Origin of the sequence: Pseudomonas sp. Y39-6, assembly GCF_023651955.1 — a bacterium.
In the GTDB taxonomy this organism is placed as follows: domain Bacteria; phylum Pseudomonadota; class Gammaproteobacteria; order Pseudomonadales; family Pseudomonadaceae; genus Aquipseudomonas; species Aquipseudomonas veronii.
The window spans coordinates 5,296,903-5,311,649 of the sequence record NZ_CP069594.1 but is presented as its reverse complement, the minus strand read 5'-3'; the positions used below and the strand labels follow the sequence as shown (position 1 = coordinate 5,311,649).

The window sequence follows — 14,747 nt, the reverse complement described above, 5'->3', positions numbered from 1 at the left end:
AACTTTGTCGAACCTCGGTGCCTTGGCCAGTGTCTGCACTTGATGCCATTGAATTCGACCCTCGATAACGGAGCCCCCCGATGCCTCAAGAACCGATGCTTAACCAGCGCATTGTCCTGGTCTCGCGCCCTCACGGCGCGCCAACCGCGGAAAACTTCCGCCTCGAACGTGTGACCCTGCCGGAACTGGCAGACGGCCAAGTTCTGTTGAAGACGCTGTACCTGTCCCTCGACCCCTACATGCGCGGGCGCATGAGTGATGCTCCGTCCTACGCCGCTCCGGTGGAAATCGACGAAGTGATGACGGGTGGCGCTGTCAGCCGTATCGAGCAGTCGCGCAACCCGAAATTTGAAGCGGGCGACCTGGTGGTCGGCTCCACCGGCTGGCAAAGCCACAGCATTAGCGACGGTCGCAACCTGATGCCGGTGCCCAACGGTCTGGCCAGCCCGTCGATGGCGTTGGGCGTGCTGGGCATGCCGGGCATGACCGCCTACATGGGCCTGATGGACATCGGCCAGCCCAAGGCCGGCGAAACCCTGGTGGTGGCGGCCGCGTCCGGTGCGGTGGGCTCGGTGGTGGGCCAGGTGGCCAAGCTCAAGGGCCTGCGCGTGGTGGGTGTCGCGGGCGGGGCCGACAAGTGCCGTTACGTGGTGGATGAGCTGGGCTTTGATGCCTGCATCGATCACAAAAGCGAGAACTTCGCCGATGAATTGGCCCTCGCCTGTTTCAAGGGCGTGGATATTTACTTTGAAAACGTCGGCGGCAAGGTGTTCGATGCCGTGCTGCCGCTGCTCAACCCCAAGGCGCGGATCCCGCTATGCGGGCTGATCGCCGGCTATAACGCCCATGAAGCGCCCAGCGGCCCTGATCGACTGCCGGCGCTGCAACGCACCTTGCTGACCAAGCGCGTGCGTATCCAGGGCTTTATCGTGTTCGATGACTACGGCGATCGCCAGCCGGAATTCCTCAGCGCCATGGCGCCGTGGGTACGCGACGGCAAGATCAAGTTCCGCGAAGACATGGTCGACGGCCTGGAACACGCGCCTCAAGCCTTTATCGGTTTGCTCGAAGGACGCAACTTCGGCAAGTTGGTGGTGCGCGTCGCGCAGGATTGAGCATTTGACGCTAATCCGGGGCGCGGGTATAAACCGCGTCTCGTTGTTTTGTCGGACCCTTCGCCCATGAGCTTCAGCCCCCTGATTCGCCAACTGATCGACGCCCTGCGCACTTTGCCCGGTGTCGGCCAGAAAACCGCCCAGCGCATGGCGCTGCAACTGCTGGAGCGTGATCGCAGCGGCGGCACCCGGTTGGCCCAGGCCTTGAGCCAGGCCATGGAGGGCGTTGGTCACTGTCGCCAGTGCCGCACCCTCACCGAGGAAGAACTCTGCCCGCAATGCGCCGACCCGCGTCGCGATGACACGCTGTTATGCGTGGTGGAAGGGCCGATGGACGTGTACGCGGTGGAACAGACCGGTTATCGCGGGCGCTATTTCGTGCTCAAAGGCCATCTGTCGCCGTTGGACGGCCTGGGCCCGGAAGCCATCGGCATTCCGCAATTGGTGGCGCGGATCGAAGCGCAGGGCACGTTTACTGAAGTGATCCTGGCCACCAACCCGACCGTGGAGGGTGAAGCGACCGCGCATTACATCGCCCAACTGCTGAGCAACAAAGGCCTGGTCACCTCGCGGATCGCCCACGGTGTGCCGCTGGGTGGCGAGCTGGAGTTGGTGGACGGCGGCACCCTGGCGCATTCGTTTGCCGGTCGCAAACCCATCGCGCTTTAAGCCACGCGGCAGGTCAAGGTGTGGGAGGGGGCTTGCTCCCACATGGGTTGTGTGGTGTCGGTGATAATCCTCAACGCTCGCTCAGCGCAAATTGCGTCAGGCAAAACGTCGGAATCTCCATATCTTCCAGGCGTTGTGTGCCACCCAGTTCCGGCAGGTCGATAATCGCCGCCGCTTCGAACACCTTCGCGCCCATGCGCCGCACCAGGTTTGCTGCGGCGATCAGCGTGCCGCCGGTGGCGATCAGGTCATCGAAGATCAGCACCGAGTCGCCTTCACACAGGCTGTCGGCATGCACTTCGAGGAAGGCTTCGCCGTATTCGGTCTGGTAACCCTCGGCCAACACGTCGGCCGGCAGCTTGCCCTGTTTGCGGAACAGGATCAGCGGTTTGTTCAATTGGTAGGCGATGATCGAGCCGATCAGGAAACCCCGGGCATCCATCGCACCGATATGGCTGAAATCGGCTTCGACGTAGCGGTGGACGAAGGTGTCGGCCACCAGGCGCAGGGCCTTGGGCGACTGGAACAGTGGCGTGATGTCACGAAAGATCACCCCAGGCTTGGGGAAGTCGATGACAGGGCGGATCAGGGATTTGATGTCGAACGAATCGAAGGTCATCGTCGCAGAGTCCAGGGGCGAAAAACGGACTCGAAGTATACCTTGCGGCCTGGCCGATTGGCGCGGCCGCAAGTGTCTGGATCAGCCCTCCAGGGAGCCGCCCGCCAACGCACACAGCTGGATCGGGTCGAGGATGTGTACTTCCTTGCCTTCGGCGGCAAGCAGTTCGTTCTGCTGGAAACGGGTAAATACCCGGGACACGGTTTCCACCGCCAGGCCCAGGTAATTGCCGATTTCATTGCGCGACATGCTCAGGCGGAACTGGTTGGCCGAGAAACCACGGGCACGGAACCGCGCCGACAGGTTGACCAGGAAGGTGGCGATGCGCTCGTCGGCGGTTTTCTTCGACAACAGCAGCATCATTTGCTGGTCGTCCCGGATCTCGCGGCTCATGACACGCATCAGTTGGCGGCGCAGCTGCGGCAGTTGCAGGGCCAGTTCGTCCAGGCGTTCGAAAGGAATTTCGCACACCGATGTGGTCTCCAGTGCCTGAGCCGACACCGGATGAATCTCGGTGTCCATCCCCGACAACCCGACCAGCTCGCTCGGCAGGTGGAAGCCGGTGATCTGCTCTTCGCCACTGTCGCTCAGGCTGAAGGTCTTCAATGCACCCGAACGTACTGCATAGACAGAATCGAACTTGTCGCCCTGGCGATATAGAAACTCGCCTTTTTTCAGTGGGCGTCCACGTTTAACGATTTCGTCCAGCGCATCCATGTCTTCCAGATTCAATGAAAGTGGTAAGCAGAGGGGGGCCAGGCTGCAATCCTTGCAATGGGCCTGGCTGTTAGCGCGCAGCTTAACGGGCTCGGACATTTCTTAAATCCTTGTGGGAAAACACACATAAGACATAAGGGTAACGCACTGTGGGTAGAAGAGGCCAGCATGGACGAAAAACCGATGCCGGGATAAAGATTATTGTATCGATGCCGATACAAGTCAGTGTCCCTTAGAGCCTGGAGGCTCACATCATGCTTTCCATCGGTGAAAACTCTGCTGCCAAGCTGCCGGTTCCGGCGGTTCGCGAGCCCAAGGACCTGGTGGCGGAGGCTAAAGAAGCCAAGGCCGCCAAAGCACTTGAGGACGCCACGTCGGCGCCGCTGCGTCCGGCCAAGGCGGTCGAGGGCGTGACCGTGACTATTTCCGGAGCGGCGTTGAAGGCGGCGGGTACCGCGAAGAAAGCCAACAGCGATATCGAAGAGAGTGGCCTGCCGGATAACATTCAGCAGACGCTGAAAATGATCCGTCAGATCAAGGAGCAGATCGCCAAGAAACAGGCCGAGCTGGCCGCAGTGATGGCGGACACGAGCCTGACGCCTGACCAGGCGCGGGTCAAGGCCAGCAACCTGCAAGCCTCACTCAGCGCACTGCAGGCGAGCCTGGTGACCGCGCAAGCCTCGCTGGCCAAAGCCATGAAAGGCCTGAGCGGCGAAGACGCCATGAAGGCGGCCTCCCTGGCGATGGCATAGAACCTTCAGATCACCCGCGAAAAGCGCTGCCGGTTCTGATGTTCCAGGTAGGCATCGAACACCATGCACACCGAGCGCACCAGCAGCCGCCCGGCCGGTAGAACGCGAATGCCTTGTGCGTCCAGTTCGATCAGGCCGTCGTCGGCCATCGTTTCGAGTTGCGGCCAGATCTCGTCGAAGTAGCCGCGAAAATCGATATTGAACGCCTGTTCGATCTGCTCGAATGTCAGGCTGAAATTACAGATCAATTGCTGAATCACTTCCCGCCGCAACCGATCGTCCGTGGTGCAGACCAGGCCGCGGTTGGTCGCCAGTTGCGCGTCGGCCAGGGCGTTCTGGTAGCTATTGAGGTCGCTGGTGTTCTGGCAATACAGATCGCCGATCTGGCTGATGGCCGACACCCCGAGCCCGATCAGGTCGCAATGGCCGTGGGTGGTGTAGCCCTGGAAGTTGCGTTGCAGGGTGCCTTCTTCCTGGGCAATGGCCAATTCGTCGTCCGGTAGCGCGAAGTGGTCCATGCCGATGTAGCGGTAGCCGGCGTCGGTCAACTGTTCGATGGTGGTTTGCAGCATCTGCAGTTTTGCCGCCGGGGACGGCAGGTCATCGGCGTTGATCCGCCGCTGAGGCATGAAGCGTTCCGGCAAGTGCGCGTAGTTGAACACCGACAGGCGATCCGGTTGCAACTTGATCACTTCTTCCACGGTGCGCGCGAAGTTGATCGGGGTTTGTTTGGGCAGGCCGTAGATCAGGTCGATATTGATCGAGCGGTACTGCAAGGTGCGCGCGGCATCGATCACGGCGCGGGTTTCTTCCAGGCTTTGCAGGCGATTGACCGCCCGTTGCACTTCCGGGTCGAGGTCTTGCAGACCGATACTGACGCGGTTGAAGCCCAGCTCGCGCAGCAGGCCCATGGTTGCCCAGTCGGCTTCGCGCGGGTCGATCTCGATGCTGTAGTCGCCGGAATCGTCATCGAGCAGGTTGAAATGCTTGCGCAGGCAGGCCATCACCTGGCGCAGTTCGTCATGGCTGAGAAAAGTCGGGGTGCCACCGCCGAAATGCAGCTGCTCCACGGTCTGTTTCGGATCGAGGTGGCAGGCGATCAGTTGGATCTCTTGTTCCAGGCGCTGCAGGTAGGGCTGGGCGCGGCCGCGGTCCTTGGTGATGACTTTGTTGCAGGCGCAGTAGTAGCAGATGTTGGCGCAGAACGGCACGTGCACATACAGCGACAACGGGCGTGCAGCCTTGCGGCTGTCGCGCAGGGCGTGGAGCAGGTCGAAGGAGCCGACCTGGCTGTCGAATTGCACTGCGGTGGGGTAGGACGTGTAGCGTGGCCCCGCCAAATCGTAGCGATGAATCAGGTTGCTGTCCCAACGAATGGCGTCGAGCATGCGGGCGTTCCCCCGGATAGACTAGTCGGCCGAGTCTAGGGGCGTGGCGGATATGGCATCTTGATTTGCGTCAACGGGGAGCGGCGCTATGCCACATGGCCTTTTAGTGGCCCATTAGCCAGTGCTGATGGGGGCCGGGCAAGGTCCAGATACCGAACAGAATCACCAGCACGCCGCCGGCGGTACGCACACTGCGTTTGCGCAATAATGCCGTGACGCGTTCGGCGGCCAGCCCGGTCGCCAGCAGCACTGGCCAGGTACCCAGGCCGAACGCCAGCATCAGCACCGCACTGTCCAGCGCATTGCCTTGGCTGGCGGCCCACAGCAGGGTGCTGTAGACCAACCCGCACGGCAACCAGCCCCACAGCGCGCCCAACAGCAGGGCGCGGGGCAGGCTGGACACCGGCAGCAAACGGTTGGCAACCGGCTGGATGTGCCGCCACAGGCCGCGACCGAGGCTTTCGATGCGGGTGAGGCCGCTCCACCAGCCGGCCAGGTACAGGCCCATGCTGATCAGCAGCAGGCCGGCCAGCACGCGCATGAACATCGCCGCCGGGCTGTTGGCCACGGCCCAGCCGGCCAGGCCGATCAGCAGGCCGGCGGTGGCGTAGCTGAGGATGCGCCCCAGGTTGTACGCGAGCAGCAGGCGGAACCTGCGGCTGCGTTGCTCCTTGGGGATCGCCAGGGTCAGCGCACCCATCAGGCCGCCGCACATGCCCAGGCAATGGCCGCCCCCCAGCAGGCCAAGGATCAGCGCGGAGACCAGCAGCGGCGCCAGATCAAGCATGGGGTGGATCTTTCGGGTCGGTCGGGGGCTCGGGGCTGTTGGCCTCGTCGACGGCGGCCAGGTGGTTTGGGTCCTGATCGTCGAACAGCACGCTGTGGGCCGGGCCGTCGAGGTCGTCGTACTGGCCGCTGTCCACCGCCCAGAAGAAGATGTAGATGGCGATGGCCACAATCAGCAGCGCCGCCGGAATCATCACGTATAAAGCTGGCATCTGCACTCCATGCCCGCGCGGCTCAAGCCGGCAACGGGCGGGTTACTGAGGGGGCGCTGGCGGTCGGCGCGCTCGGCAGGCGAGTCAGGCGCAGGGCGTTGAGCACCACGGTCAACGAACTGAGGGACATGCCGACCGCGGCCCAGATCGGCGTGATCCAGCCGAGCGCGGCAAACGGCAGCATAAGGCCATTGTACAGTCCGGCCCACAGCAGATTCTCCATGATCACCCGACGGGTGCGCCGCGCCAAGGTAAACGCTTGCACCAGGGCGTCGAGGCGGTTGGACAGCAGCACCGCGTCGGCGCTGGTTTTTGCCAGGTCGGTGGCCGAGCCCATGGCCACGCTGATATCGGCGGCGGCCAGCACCGGCACATCGTTCACCCCATCGCCGAGCATCAGCACTTTGCGCCCTTCCTTGTGCAGTTGTTGCAGCACTTGCAGCTTGTCATCGGGGCGCAGACCGCCGTGGGCTTCGTCGATGCCCAGTTCAGCGGCGACGCTGGCGACCATCGGCGAACTGTCGCCCGACAGCAGCAGCGTGCGCCAACCGCGTGCCTTGCAGGCCGCCAGCAGGGCCGGGGCGTCGCTGCGCAGGCGGTCATCCAGGACGAACCAGGCGAGGGCGCCGTCGCGGTCGCCCAACAGCAGCCATTGCCCGGCTTCATCCGGCGCGGCGGGGATCGGGCAGCCGCTGAGTTCACACACATAGCCCGGTTGGCCGATGCGCAGTTGACGTTCGCCCACCCAGCCTTCCAGGCCGAGGCCGGGGGAACTGAGCACTTCGTCGGCGGCCAGGGGCGCGCGCCCGAAGGCACGGGCGATCGGGTGTTCTGAGCGATTTTCCAGGGCGGCGGCGAGGCCCAGGCACTGGTCGCTGTTCAACGCTCCCAGGGGGCGGATCGCACGCAGCGCCAGGCGCCCTTCGGTGAGGGTGCCGGTCTTGTCGAAAATCACCGTGTCGATCTGGTTCAGGCCTTCCAGCACATGGCCGCGGGTCAGCAGCAGGCCGAGTTTGTGCAGGGTGCCGGTGGCGGCGGTCAGGGCGGTCGGCGTGGCCAGCGACAGCGCGCACGGGCAGGTCGCCACCAGCATTGCCAGGACGATCCAGAACGCCCGCGACGCGTCCAACTGCCACCACAACAGGCCGATCAGCACGGCGGCGACCAGCGAGCCGAGCAGGAACCACTGTGCGGCGCGATCGGCGATTTGCGCCAGGTGCGGTTTCTCGGCCTGGGCCCGCTCCAGCAGGCGCACGATGGCGGACAGGCGCGTGTCGTGGCCCAGGGCGCGCACTTCGACGGTCAGCGCACCCTCGACGTTGAGGGTGCCGGCCGTTACCGCATCGCCGACTTGACGCGGTTGCGGCAGGTATTCGCCGGTGAGCAGGGATTCGTCGATGCTCGACTGGCCGTCGAGAATCACCCCGTCCGCCGGCAGCACGGCACCGGGATGAACCAGCACGCGGTCGCCCAGGGCCAGCTCGGGGAGCAGGATGCGTTCGCTCTGGCCTTCAGCGTTCAAACGCAGGCATGAGGCAGGCAGCAGGTTGACCAACTGCGCGGTAGCGGCGGCCGTGCGTTCGCGGGCCCGCCGCTCCAGGTAGCGGCCGGCCAGCAGGAACAGCGCGAACATGCCCACCGCATCGAAATACAGTTCACCGACGCCGGTGATCGCGGTCCAGATGCCGGCCAGGTAAGCCCCGCCAATGGCCAGGGATACCGACACGTCCATGGTCAGGTGGCGGGTGCGCAGGTCGCGCATGGCGCCCTTGAAAAACGGCGCACAGCTGTAGAACACGATGGGCGTGGTCAGAAACATCGCGACCCAGCGCAGGATGACGTGCAGTTCGGCGCTGAGGTCGATATTGAATTCCGGCCAGGTGGCCATGGTCGCCATCATCGCCTGGAACCACAGCAACCCGGCAACGCCGAGTTGGCGCAAGGCCAGACGGTTTTCGCCGGCCAATTGCTCGGCGGCGCGATCTGCCTGATAGGGGTGGGCGGCGTAACCGATATGGCGCAGCTCACTGAGCAGTTGGCTCAGCGGCAGTTGCCCGTCGGCCCAGCGTACCTGCAGGCGATGGTTGGACAGGTTCAGGCGCGCCTCGGCCACGGCGGGCAGGCTGCGCAGGTGTTTTTCGATCAGCCAGCCACAGGCCGCGCAACTGATGCCTTCCATCAACAGCGTGGCTTCGGCCAGTTCGCCATCGTGGCGCACGAAGGGTTTTTGCACATCGGCGCGGTCGTACAGCGCCAGTTCGTCGACCAATTGCACCGGCAGTGCCTCGGGGTTGGCCGAGGCTTCGCTGCGGTGCTGGTAATAGCTTTCCAACCCGCCCGCCACGATCGCTTCGGCCACGGCCTGGCAGCCCGGGCAGCAGAGTTCGCGGCGCTCGCCGAGGATCACGGCGGTGAAGCGGCTACCGGGTGGAACGGGCAGGGCGCAGTGGTAGCAGGGGGTTGGGGTGGTCATGGCGTTAGATCTTTGGTGGCGGGTAGGGCCTCATCGCGGGCAAGCCCGCTCCCACAGTGGATCGCGGTGTCCATGTGGGAGCGGGCTTGCCCGCGATGCGTGAAGCGCAGCCTGTTTACTTCTTCAGGTCTTCAGCACCCTGCAGCGGTTCATCCCCGAGCAGCAAGTCCTTGTCGTGGTTGACCTGTTCTTCTTCGAACAAGCGCCAGGTCCTGTCGCCTTCCACGCCGAGCAGTTCGACGAAGCGCCGACCTTCGACCTTGTCGGTGACCTGGCCGATGTAGCGACCGGGTTCGCTGTCGCTGCGGGCCAGGTTGATCTTGCGGTCCTTCTCGGGCTGAGTCGGCGAAATCAGGTTCAGTTCCAGGGTGCTCGGGTTGCTGTAGCCGGTGAGGTGCAGTTCGACTTCACCGGTCAGCTCATCCAGATGCACCTTGGCGCGCAGTTGCAGGGTCTGGGCCAGGCGTTCGCGGTCCAGGGAGCGGTTGATGCCTTTGCCGGCCTCGTAGTAGTTGTCGTTGACCAGATTGTCCGGGTTGTTCACTGCAATGGTCACCATGGACAAGGTCAAGGTCACCGAGCAGGCCAGGATACCAATGATGATCCAGGGCCAGAGGTGCTTGTACCAGGGGCTTGCGGCAGTGGCTACGGGCATTGTTCAGCTCTCTCGTTAACGAACTTGTGGGCCGATGAATCGGCTCTTGGCTTCAATGTGGACGCTGGCGTCATCGGCATCCTTGAGGATGAATTTCACCTCGTTGGTGCTCGACGGCAATTGCTCCGGCGCACTCGACAGTTCGACCGGCATGCTGACGATGTCGCCGGCAGCCACCTTGATTTCGCGGCGGCCTTGCAGCTTGAGGTCCGGCAGCCCGGCAGCATCAAGCACATACGTGTGGTCGCGCTGGTCTTTGTTCATGATTTTCAGGCTGTAGACGTTCTCGATCCGTCCTTCAGCGTTTTCGCGGTACAGCACACGGTCTTTGCTGACGTCGAAACCCACCAGCGGACGCATGAAAAATGCCGTGGCCAACAGGCTCATCATCGCCAGCAATACCAGCGCATAGCCGATCAGGCGCGGACGCAGCTTGTGGGTTTTCTGCCCCGACAGGTTGTGCTCGGTGGTGTAGCTGATCAGGCCGCGCGGGTAATCCATCTTGTCCATGATGTTGTCGCAGGCGTCGATACACGCGGCGCAGCCGATGCATTCGATCTGCAGGCCATCGCGGATGTCGATGCCGGTCGGGCACACCTGCACGCACATTGTGCAATCGATGCAATCGCCGAGGCCCTGGGCTTTGTAGTCGGCGCCTTTTTTACGCGGGCCACGCACTTCGCCACGACGTGGGTCGTAGGAGACGATCAGGGTGTCTTTGTCGAACATCACGCTTTGGAAGCGTGCATAGGGGCACATGTAGATGCACACCTGCTCGCGCAGCCAGCCGGCGTTGCCGTAGGTGGCGAGGGTGAAGAAACCGACCCAGAAATACGACCAGCCATCAGCCTGGCCGGTGAAGAAGTCGAACACCAGTTCGCGGATCGGCGAGAAATAACCGACGAAGGTCATGCCGGTGACAAAACCGATCAGCAGCCACAGCGTGTGTTTGCTGAACTTGCGCAGGAACTTGTTGGCGCCCATCGGCGCCTTGTCCAGCTTGATGCGCTGGTTACGGTCGCCTTCGGTGACTTTTTCGCACCACATGAAGATCCACGTCCACACGCTTTGCGGGCAGGTATACCCGCACCAGATGCGCCCGGCGTACACCGTGATGAAGAACAGGCCAAAGGCCGCGACGATCAGGATGCCCGAGAGGAGGATGAAGTCCTGGGGCCAGAAGGTCGCCCCGAAAATGAAGAACTTACGTTCCGGCAGGTCCCACCACACGGCCTGGTGACCACCCCAGTTCAGCCACACCGTGCCGAAGTAGAGCAGGAACAGACCGGCGCCGCCAAGCATGCGCAGGTTGCGGAACAGGCCCGTGAAGGCGCGGGTGTAGATTTTCTCTCGCGACGCGTAGAGGTCGACACCGTTGTTGGAGTTTTTGGCAGGTGGAGTAACGTCTTGTACCGGTATTTGCTTGCTCATCATTGCATCCCACGGCGGTGGAGATTTGCCTCGGCCAGTACGTGCCGGTCGGGGTCAAATGAAGGGTCTTGCAGTGGCGTAATGATACGCCCCCGATGACGCGCAAAGGGTGCGACCTTTGGTCGCGTTGGGGGAAATCAATTGATGGTGTAGGTGACGTGGATCAATTGACTTGTGAAGTATGGACGGTTTTTGCGCGTGGAGCGGTTATTCGTCCCATGGGTTAACCCATGAACCAGAGCAGTAGCGGCGATCAACGCATCGATTTCATTGGCCCATATAGCTGCCAGAAAAAAGCCCCGCCAGTTTGTACTGTACGGGGCTTTTGTGTTTCTGATGAAGCTTACTGCTCTTGAGCCTTCTTATCCCCATGGGACAAGCTGTAAACATATGCGGCCAGCAAATGCACCTTGTCGTTCCCTTGCAGTAATTCCTGTGCAGGCATCTGGCCCTGGCGGCCGTAACGGATGGTCTGCTGCAGTTGGGCGAAGCTTGAACCGTAGATGAACGCGCCCGGGTGAGTCAGGTCGGGTGCGCCCATGGCGGGCGTGCCTTTACCGGCCGGGCCGTGGCAGGCCACGCAGTTGGCGGCGAAGAGTTTCCCGCCGTTGGCCACATCGGCCTTGGCGCCTTCCGGCAGTTTGCGGCCGTCGAGGTTGGTCACCACGAAGCCCGCCACGTCGGCCACGCCCTGTTCGCCGATGACTTCGGCCCAGGCCGGCATCACCGCGTGGCGGCCTTTCATGATGGTTTCCTTGATGGTCGCGGGCTCGCCGCCCCAGCGCCAGTCGGCGTCGGTCAGGTTAGGGAAGCCGTAGGCTCCCTTGGCGTCCGAACCGTGGCATACCGAGCAGTTGGAGGCAAACAGACGGCCGCCCATCTTCAGGGCCTGCGGGTCTTTGGCAACCTCTTCAATCGGCATCGCGGCGAATTTGGCGAAGATCGGCCCGAACTTGGCGTCCGACCTGGCCATTTCCTTTTCCCACTCATGCACGCCGGTCCAGCCGGTCTGGCCGTTGGCGAAGGCGGTCTGCTTGTCGTTGTCGAGGTAGTTGTAGCCCGGCAGCAGGCCTTTCCAATTGCCCAGGCCGGGGTACAGCACCAGGTAGCCGAGGGCGAAGACGATGGTGCCGACGAACAGCATGAACCACCATTTCGGCAGTGGGTTGTCGTACTCCTCGATACCGTCGAACGAGTGGCCGACAGTCTCGTCCGTTTGCTCGGCGCGCTGGCCCTTGCGGGTCGACAGCAGCAGCCAGGTCAGGGCGAAAATGGTACCCAGACTGAGGACTGTGACGTACAGACTCCAGAACGTAGTCATTCTTTGTTACTCCTAGAAGCTTGCTCGACGTGCTTGATGGCTTCGGGGTCATCCGCAAAGGGCAGCATGGTTGCGTCGTCAAACTCCGACTTGCGCTTGGGGCTGAACACCCACAGCGCCAGGCCGATAAAGGCCACCATCACGACAACGGTGCCCAGGCCACGAATCATCCCGATATCCATGAAGAATCACCGTTTGCTTTTGATGATGGTGCCAAGGCCTTGCAGGTAGGCCACCAATGCGTCCATTTCGGTCTTGCCCTTCACGGCTGCGGCTGCACCGGCGATGTCTTCGTCGGTGTAGGGCACGCCCAGGGTGCGCAAGACTTCCATCTTCTTCGCGGTGTCCTTGCCGTCGAGCTTGTTTTCCACGAGGAACGGGTACGCCGGCATTTTCGACTCAGGCACAACGTTGCGCGGGTTGTACAAGTGCGCGCGTTGCCAGTCATCGGAGTAGCGTCCGCCGACACGGGCCAGGTCCGGCCCGGTACGCTTGGAACCCCACAGAAACGGGTGGTCCCACACGCTTTCACCGGCCACGGAGTAGTGGCCATAACGTTCGGTTTCGGCGCGGAACGGACGGATCATCTGCGAGTGGCAGCCGACACAGCCGTTGGCGATGTAGATGTCGCGGCCTTCCAGTTCAAGGGCGGTACGCGGTTTCATGCCTTCGACCGGCTTGTTGGTCACGTCCTGGAAGAACAGCGGAACGATCTGGGTCAGGCCGCCGATACTCACGGCGATGACCATGAAGAAGGCCAGCAGGCCGATATTCTTCTCGACTACTTCGTGCTTCATCAGTGGGCTCCCACAACGGCGATCTTGGCGGCGGCTTCGGCTTCTGCAGGGTCGGAGGCACGCACGGTGCGCCAGACGTTGTAGGCCATGAACAGCATGCCGGAGGCAAAGAACGCGCCGCCCAGGGCACGGACGATGTAGCCCGGGTGGCTGGCTTGCAGCGCTTCGACGAAGGAGTAGGTGAGGGTGCCGTCATCGTTGATCGCACGCCACATCAGGCCTTGGGTAATGCCGTTGACCCACATCGAGGCGATGTAGAGCACGGTGCCGATGGTGGCCAGCCAGAAGTGCGTATTGATCAACCCGACGCTGTGCATCTGCGCACGCCCGAAGATTTTCGGGATCATGTGGTACAGCGCGCCGATGGAGATCATCGCTACCCAGCCGAGCGCACCGGCGTGTACGTGGCCGATGGTCCAGTCGGTGTAGTGCGACAGCGAGTTGACGGTCTTGATCGCCATCATCGGCCCTTCGAAGGTCGACATGCCGTAGAACGCCAGCGAAACCACCAGGAAGCGCAGGATCGGGTCGGTGCGCAGCTTATGCCAGGCGCCCGAGAGGGTCATCATGCCGTTGATCATGCCGCCCCAGCTTGGCGCCAGCAGGATGATCGACATCGCCATGCCCAACGACTGTGCCCAATCCGGCAGCGCGGTGTAGTGCAGGTGGTGCGGACCGGCCCAGATGTACAGGGTGATCAGCGCCCAGAAGTGGACGATGGACAGACGGTAAGAGTAGATGGGACGTTCGGCCTGTTTCGGCACGAAGTAGTACATCATCCCCAGGAAACCGGTGGTGAGGAAGAACCCCACGGCGTTGTGGCCGTACCACCACTGGATCATCGCATCCGTCGCTCCGGCGTAGGCCGAATAGGACTTGAACAGGGTGACCGGCAACGACGCATGGTTGACGATGTGCAGCATCGCCGTCACCAGGATGAAGGCACCGTAGAACCAGTTACCCACATAGATGTGCTTGGTCTTGCGCTTGGCGATGGTGCCGAAGAACACCACCGCGTAGATCACCCAGACAATCGCGAGCAAAATGGCGATGGGCCATTCCAGCTCGGCGTATTCCTTGGTGGTGGTGTAGCCCAGCGGCAACGAGATGCCGGCCCCGACGATCACGGCTTGCCATCCCCAGAAGGTGAAGGCGGCGAGGCCGTCGGAAATCAGTCGCGTCTGGCAGGTTCGCTGCACGACATAGTAGGAGGTGGCAAATAATGCACATCCGCCGAAGGCGAAAATCACCAGGTTAGTGTGCAGCGGGCGTAGGCGGCCGAAGGTCGTCCATGGCAGGCCGAAATTCAATTCCGGCCAGACCAGTTGCGAGGCGATGAAGACCCCGAGCCCCATGCCAAGGATCCCCCAGACCACCGTCATGATGGCGAACTGGCGGACTACCTTATAGTTATAAGCAGTCGGACTGATTGCTGTGCTCATTCTAAGGTTCCACGGTTTAGGTTTTTTTATAGGTAAAAATCGGTCGCAAGTATGTAGAAACCGAGGTGCCATTGCAACGCAAGGGTGACCTGTGTCAATGCGTGCCACGCCAGATTCTGCGCCCTTTCCATGTTTGATGTAAGGACAAAATCCGAAATCAAAAACTGATCGATCGGACAGGAATTTTTGCGTGACGCGTCGGCGGGTGACTCGCTGTGTGTCGACACGCTGCTGAAGCGATGAACGGTCAGTGGCACGACAGCCGGTCGCTGCCAGCCTTTGCGCCTGTCATCCCTGCAGAAGTATGCAACCCAGCGCGTGCAAGTCGACCGTCGACCGGTCTGTACCGATCCGCTGTGCAGACAAGCGT

At 62.2% G+C, this 14,747-nt stretch carries 15 protein-coding genes; 3 read left to right on the top strand and 12 right to left on the bottom strand.

The window, feature by feature from the left end; genetic code table 11:
• Positions 1 to 80 precede the first annotated feature (80 nt).
• Together curA and recR are read left to right on the top strand one after the other, a co-directional pair.
• Positions 81 to 1,115, top strand: a complete 1,035-nt coding sequence (curA, locus tag JN756_RS24065; RefSeq protein WP_046382453.1) for an NADPH-dependent curcumin/dihydrocurcumin reductase — start codon at positions 81 to 83, stop codon at positions 1,113 to 1,115.
• A 66-nt stretch (positions 1,116 to 1,181) separates the two neighbouring features.
• Positions 1,182 to 1,784: a recombination mediator RecR gene (recR, locus tag JN756_RS24060; RefSeq protein ID WP_017845247.1), complete on the top strand. Its 603-nt coding sequence runs from the start codon at positions 1,182 to 1,184 to the stop codon at positions 1,782 to 1,784.
• A 70-nt stretch (positions 1,785 to 1,854) separates the two neighbouring features.
• Here recR and JN756_RS24055 read toward each other — a convergent pair whose 3' ends face one another.
• Together JN756_RS24055 and fnr are read right to left on the bottom strand one after the other, a co-directional pair.
• Positions 1,855 to 2,403 (bottom strand): adenine phosphoribosyltransferase, encoded by a 549-nt coding sequence (locus JN756_RS24055; protein WP_017845248.1) that lies wholly within the window; start codon positions 2,401 to 2,403, stop codon positions 1,855 to 1,857.
• Between the two features lie 81 nt (positions 2,404 to 2,484).
• A complete protein-coding gene (fnr, locus tag JN756_RS24050) occupies positions 2,485 to 3,219 on the bottom strand; it encodes a fumarate/nitrate reduction transcriptional regulator Fnr (protein WP_017845249.1) in 735 nt (244 codons plus the stop codon).
• A gap of 155 nt (positions 3,220 to 3,374) precedes the next feature.
• Between fnr and JN756_RS24045 the strand changes: the two genes are divergently transcribed.
• Positions 3,375 to 3,872, top strand: a complete 498-nt coding sequence (locus JN756_RS24045; RefSeq protein ID WP_079444494.1) for a hypothetical protein — start codon at positions 3,375 to 3,377, stop codon at positions 3,870 to 3,872.
• Positions 3,873 to 3,877: 5 nt separating this feature from the next.
• Here the strand turns inward: JN756_RS24045 and hemN are convergent, their stop codons facing one another.
• From hemN to ccoN, 10 genes are all read right to left on the bottom strand, one after another.
• Positions 3,878 to 5,260 (bottom strand): oxygen-independent coproporphyrinogen III oxidase, encoded by a 1,383-nt coding sequence (hemN, locus tag JN756_RS24040; protein ID WP_017845251.1) that lies wholly within the window; start codon positions 5,258 to 5,260, stop codon positions 3,878 to 3,880.
• A 103-nt stretch (positions 5,261 to 5,363) separates the two neighbouring features.
• Positions 5,364 to 6,047, bottom strand: coding sequence for a sulfite exporter TauE/SafE family protein (locus tag JN756_RS24035; RefSeq protein WP_046382455.1), 684 nt, complete (start codon positions 6,045 to 6,047; stop codon positions 5,364 to 5,366).
• Positions 6,040 to 6,258 (bottom strand): cbb3-type cytochrome oxidase assembly protein CcoS, encoded by a 219-nt coding sequence (gene ccoS, locus JN756_RS24030; RefSeq protein ID WP_046382456.1) that lies wholly within the window; start codon positions 6,256 to 6,258, stop codon positions 6,040 to 6,042. The genes JN756_RS24035 and ccoS overlap by 8 nt, the downstream gene beginning before the upstream one ends.
• 22 nt (positions 6,259 to 6,280) lie before the next feature.
• Entirely contained in the window at positions 6,281 to 8,731 is a 2,451-nt protein-coding gene (locus JN756_RS24025; protein ID WP_046382457.1) for a heavy metal translocating P-type ATPase, read from the bottom strand.
• A gap of 115 nt (positions 8,732 to 8,846) precedes the next feature.
• Positions 8,847 to 9,386 carry a FixH family protein gene (locus JN756_RS24020; RefSeq protein WP_017845255.1) on the bottom strand — a complete coding sequence of 180 codons (540 nt, stop codon included), beginning with the start codon at positions 9,384 to 9,386 and terminating at the stop codon, positions 8,847 to 8,849.
• Positions 9,387 to 9,401: 15 nt separating this feature from the next.
• Complete coding sequence (ccoG, locus tag JN756_RS24015) at positions 9,402 to 10,817, bottom strand: cytochrome c oxidase accessory protein CcoG (protein WP_017845256.1); 1,416 nt, start codon at positions 10,815 to 10,817, stop codon at positions 9,402 to 9,404.
• Between the two features lie 343 nt (positions 10,818 to 11,160).
• A complete protein-coding gene (ccoP, locus tag JN756_RS24010) occupies positions 11,161 to 12,138 on the bottom strand; it encodes a cytochrome-c oxidase, cbb3-type subunit III (RefSeq protein ID WP_017845257.1) in 978 nt (325 codons plus the stop codon).
• Positions 12,135 to 12,320: a CcoQ/FixQ family Cbb3-type cytochrome c oxidase assembly chaperone gene (locus tag JN756_RS24005; RefSeq protein ID WP_016775513.1), complete on the bottom strand. Its 186-nt coding sequence runs from the start codon at positions 12,318 to 12,320 to the stop codon at positions 12,135 to 12,137. The genes ccoP and JN756_RS24005 overlap by 4 nt, the downstream gene beginning before the upstream one ends.
• Before the next feature lie 6 nt (positions 12,321 to 12,326).
• Positions 12,327 to 12,935 carry a cytochrome-c oxidase, cbb3-type subunit II gene (ccoO, locus tag JN756_RS24000; RefSeq protein ID WP_017845258.1) on the bottom strand — a complete coding sequence of 203 codons (609 nt, stop codon included), beginning with the start codon at positions 12,933 to 12,935 and terminating at the stop codon, positions 12,327 to 12,329.
• Positions 12,935 to 14,377, bottom strand: coding sequence for a cytochrome-c oxidase, cbb3-type subunit I (gene ccoN, locus JN756_RS23995; protein WP_017845259.1), 1,443 nt, complete (start codon positions 14,375 to 14,377; stop codon positions 12,935 to 12,937). The genes ccoO and ccoN overlap by 1 nt, the downstream gene beginning before the upstream one ends.
• Between the last annotated feature and the right edge of the window lie 370 nt (positions 14,378 to 14,747).

Coding starts and splice junctions, on each gene's coding strand:
- ccoP (WP_017845257.1), bottom strand. CDS start 12,138: ATGACTACGTTCTGGAGTCTGTACGTCACAGTCCTCAGTCTGGGTACC.
- JN756_RS24005 (WP_016775513.1), bottom strand. CDS start 12,320: ATGGATATCGGGATGATTCGTGGCCTGGGCACCGTTGTCGTGATGGTG.
- JN756_RS24055 (WP_017845248.1), bottom strand. CDS start 2,403: ATGACCTTCGATTCGTTCGACATCAAATCCCTGATCCGCCCTGTCATC.
- ccoG (WP_017845256.1), bottom strand. CDS start 10,817: ATGAGCAAGCAAATACCGGTACAAGACGTTACTCCACCTGCCAAAAAC.
- ccoS (WP_046382456.1), bottom strand. CDS start 6,258: ATGCCAGCTTTATACGTGATGATTCCGGCGGCGCTGCTGATTGTGGCC.
- curA (WP_046382453.1), top strand. CDS start 81: ATGCCTCAAGAACCGATGCTTAACCAGCGCATTGTCCTGGTCTCGCGC.
- ccoN (WP_017845259.1), bottom strand. CDS start 14,377: ATGAGCACAGCAATCAGTCCGACTGCTTATAACTATAAGGTAGTCCGC.
- recR (WP_017845247.1), top strand. CDS start 1,182: ATGAGCTTCAGCCCCCTGATTCGCCAACTGATCGACGCCCTGCGCACT.
- JN756_RS24035 (WP_046382455.1), bottom strand. CDS start 6,047: ATGCTTGATCTGGCGCCGCTGCTGGTCTCCGCGCTGATCCTTGGCCTG.
- fnr (WP_017845249.1), bottom strand. CDS start 3,219: ATGTCCGAGCCCGTTAAGCTGCGCGCTAACAGCCAGGCCCATTGCAAG.
- ccoO (WP_017845258.1), bottom strand. CDS start 12,935: ATGAAGCACGAAGTAGTCGAGAAGAATATCGGCCTGCTGGCCTTCTTC.
- JN756_RS24025 (WP_046382457.1), bottom strand. CDS start 8,731: ATGACCACCCCAACCCCCTGCTACCACTGCGCCCTGCCCGTTCCACCC.
- JN756_RS24045 (WP_079444494.1), top strand. CDS start 3,375: ATGCTTTCCATCGGTGAAAACTCTGCTGCCAAGCTGCCGGTTCCGGCG.
- JN756_RS24020 (WP_017845255.1), bottom strand. CDS start 9,386: ATGCCCGTAGCCACTGCCGCAAGCCCCTGGTACAAGCACCTCTGGCCC.
- hemN (WP_017845251.1), bottom strand. CDS start 5,260: ATGCTCGACGCCATTCGTTGGGACAGCAACCTGATTCATCGCTACGAT.